Source organism: Promicromonospora kroppenstedtii DSM 19349 (assembly GCF_000515355.1).
GTDB lineage: Bacteria > Actinomycetota > Actinomycetes > Actinomycetales > Cellulomonadaceae > Promicromonospora > Promicromonospora kroppenstedtii.
The window spans coordinates 36,019-38,756 of the sequence record NZ_KI911751.1; the positions used below are offsets into that span (position 1 = coordinate 36,019).

Consider the following 2,738-nt stretch of genomic DNA (forward strand, 5'->3'; position numbering starts at 1 on the left):
GCGTCGAGGCCGCCGGCGTCGACCACCGGGTACCCGGAGCGCTCGCCCGCACGCGAGGCGACGCCCGTGACGCGCGCGCCCAGCGCGGTCAGCAGCGGTGCCAGGCGGAGGGCGATGGAGCCGAAGCCCCAGATGGTCACGCGCGCGCCGTCGAGCGTGTACTCGCGGCCGGTCACGCCGTCAGCCTGGGCGAACGCGATCTCCTTGGCCCAGCGGTGCTCCCGCTGCGCCTCCAGCGACCGGTCGATGCGGCGCACCTCCGCCAGGATCAGGGCCAGGGCGTGCTCGGTCACGGTGTCGTCGTGCAGGGACTGGCCCGACGAGATCACGACGTCGGGCGCGAACCCGGAGCGCAGCGCGACGTCCGGGCCCGCCGACAGGGTCTGCACCCAGCGCAGCTTGGTGAGGCGCTCCGCGGCGTCGGCCACGATCTTGGGCGGGCTGGACCACGTGACGAGCACCTCCGCGTCGGTGTGCTCGGCGGGGATCGGCTCGGTCATCACGTAGGTGGCGACGGTGTCGGTGCCGCCGGGTGCGAAGGAGGCTCCGCCGTCGGGCAGCAGGGACGGGAAGTCGAGGTCGAAGGGCACGTCCGGTACGAGGATCTTCACGCCGGGGACGTTACCGGACGGGGCGACGAAGCAGAGCGCCCGTCCGGCCGGTCCGGGAGGTGCTCCCGGTGCGGCCGGACGGGCGCTCCGTCCTGCGAGTGGTGCCTGGGCGCGAGGTCAGCCCGTCACCCGGATGAACACCGGGTTGGTCTGCCACATCTCCGTGTAGTGCACGGGGACGCCCTCCTGCTGGGCCTCGACGACCATGCCGTCGCCCGCGTAGAGCGAGACGTGGCCGGACGTCCAGACGATGTCGCCCGGCTGTGCCTCCGCGGCCGAGACCTGGTAGCCGGCCGTCGACATCGAGGCCGAGCTGTGCGGGAGGCTGATTCCGAGCTGGGCGTAGACGTACTGGATGAGCCCGGAGCAGTCGAAGCCGCTGGGGGAGGCTCCGCCCCACACGTAGGGCACGCCCACGTACTCGAGGGCGAGGTTGACGGCCTGCTGGCCCAGGCCTGCGGACGACGCGGCGGCCTTGGCCACCGCCTCGGCCTCGGCGGCCGCTGCCTCGGCGGCGGCCTTCGCCTCCGCCTCGGCCTCCGCCTCGGCCTTCGCCTCGGCTTCTGCCTCGGCCTTGGCGCGCGCCTCGGCCTCGGCCTTTGCCTTGGCCTCGGCGATACCGGCCTTGGTCTCGGCGTACGGGGTCACGCTGACGCGGCCCTGCTCGGCCCAGAAGTCGGCGTCCTGGGCGACCTCGACCTTGGTCACGAGGTTCTCGGCGAGACCCGCGCGGGCCGTGCTGTCGAACGTCTTGTTGGCGAGGGTGGTCTGGGTGTGGGACTCGGCCGGAGCGGTGTGGGCGGTCTGGGTGAAGACCGACGCGAGCATGCCGGAGGTGACTACCGCGATCGCGCCGGTACGGGCGGCGTTCTCGGCTGCTGTCTGGGTCAGAGCGGTGAAGGGGGTGAGGGCGGGGCCCTCGGCGCGATGCCGCGCCCGGTTGCTGGGTCGGTTTACCTGGTCGTCCGCCCAGTCGTGGGTGCGGTCGGTGAGTACGGTCACCAGTGATCTCCTCGGACGCCTACGAAGTGAGCTGTCGGGTTCGGATGGGGAGAGCAATCACCCGGCCTCACAAGGAGGCTTCACCCCGAGGACACTCGCGTGCCCGGCTTACCTGGTTCCCCCGCCCCTGTCACGTTCTGGCTGCTCAGGACCGGTGACAGGGTTCGGCGTCCGGACCTGGACCTACCCGTTGCTGGGGAGGCGAGATCGACCGTACTCGTCCCGCGCGCAATTGTCACGATTAGGTCACATACCGTCTTGTGATGGAACGTCCCTGGCAATGAGTGCCCCGTGCCACCATGGCGTGCATGTCCGATTCCACGCTTGACGCCCTGCGCGCCCGGTACGACGTCGTGGTCGTGGGCGCCGGTCACAACGGCCTCACCGCGGCGGCCTACGCGGCCCGTGGCGGGCGCTCGGTCCTCGTCCTGGAGCGCGCGGACCACGTCGGCGGCGCCGCCGTCTCCGCCCGCCCCTTCGCGGGCGTCGACGCCCGCCTGTCCCGCTACTCCTACCTCGTCTCGCTCCTGCCGCGTCGCGTGGTGGACGAGCTCGGCCTGCCGATCCGCCTCGTGCGCCGGCGGTGGTCGTCCTACACCCCGGTGGCCGACGGCGGTCTGCTCGTCGACACCCAGGACGACGCGGCGACGCGCGCCTCGTTCCGCCGGCTCACCGGGTCCGACGCCGACTTCGAGGCCTGGGGCCGGTTCTACGCGATGACCGCCGAGGTGGCCCGCCGCCTCGCGCCCACGCTCACCGAACCCCTGCTCCAGCGCTCCGCCGTCCGCGACCTCGTCACCGACGGCGTGGGCGCCGAGGCATGGCGCGCCCTGTTCGAGGAGCCCCTCGGTGCGGTGCTGCGCCGCACCTTCGCCGACGACGTCGTGCGCGGTGTCGCCGCCACCGACGGGCTGATCGGCACGTTCGCCGACATCGACGAGCCGTCCCTGCGGCAGAACCGCTGCTTCCTGTACCACGTGATCGGCAACGGGACCGGCGACTGGGACGTCCCCGTGGGCGGCATGGGGGCCGTCTCGGGCGCCCTGCGCGACGCCGCCGTGGCCGCCGGCGCGACGATCGTCACCTCGGCCACGGTGACCGCGGTGGACCCGGGGGCCGTGGGCG

General features: G+C 72.9%; 3 protein-coding genes and 1 riboswitch. Of the genes, 1 reads left to right on the forward strand and 2 read right to left on the reverse strand.

Annotated features, from left to right (window positions below; all coding sequences use genetic code 11):
• Positions 1 to 611 (reverse strand): NAD(P)-dependent oxidoreductase (locus PROKR_RS25895; RefSeq protein ID WP_281171764.1); only part of this gene is annotated, 611 nt, incomplete at its 3' end.
• A gap of 117 nt (positions 612 to 728) precedes the next feature.
• Positions 729 to 1,613, reverse strand: coding sequence for a C40 family peptidase (locus tag PROKR_RS25900; protein ID WP_051433373.1), 885 nt, complete (start codon positions 1,611 to 1,613; stop codon positions 729 to 731).
• A gap of 1 nt (position 1,614) precedes the next feature.
• Positions 1,615 to 1,766, reverse strand: a riboswitch (cyclic di-AMP (ydaO/yuaA leader).
• Between the two features lie 155 nt (positions 1,767 to 1,921).
• On the opposite strand from PROKR_RS25900, the gene PROKR_RS25905 reads away from it, so the two are divergent.
• A partial coding sequence (locus tag PROKR_RS25905; RefSeq protein WP_157602692.1) for a phytoene desaturase family protein occupies positions 1,922 to 2,738 on the forward strand: 817 nt, incomplete at its 3' end.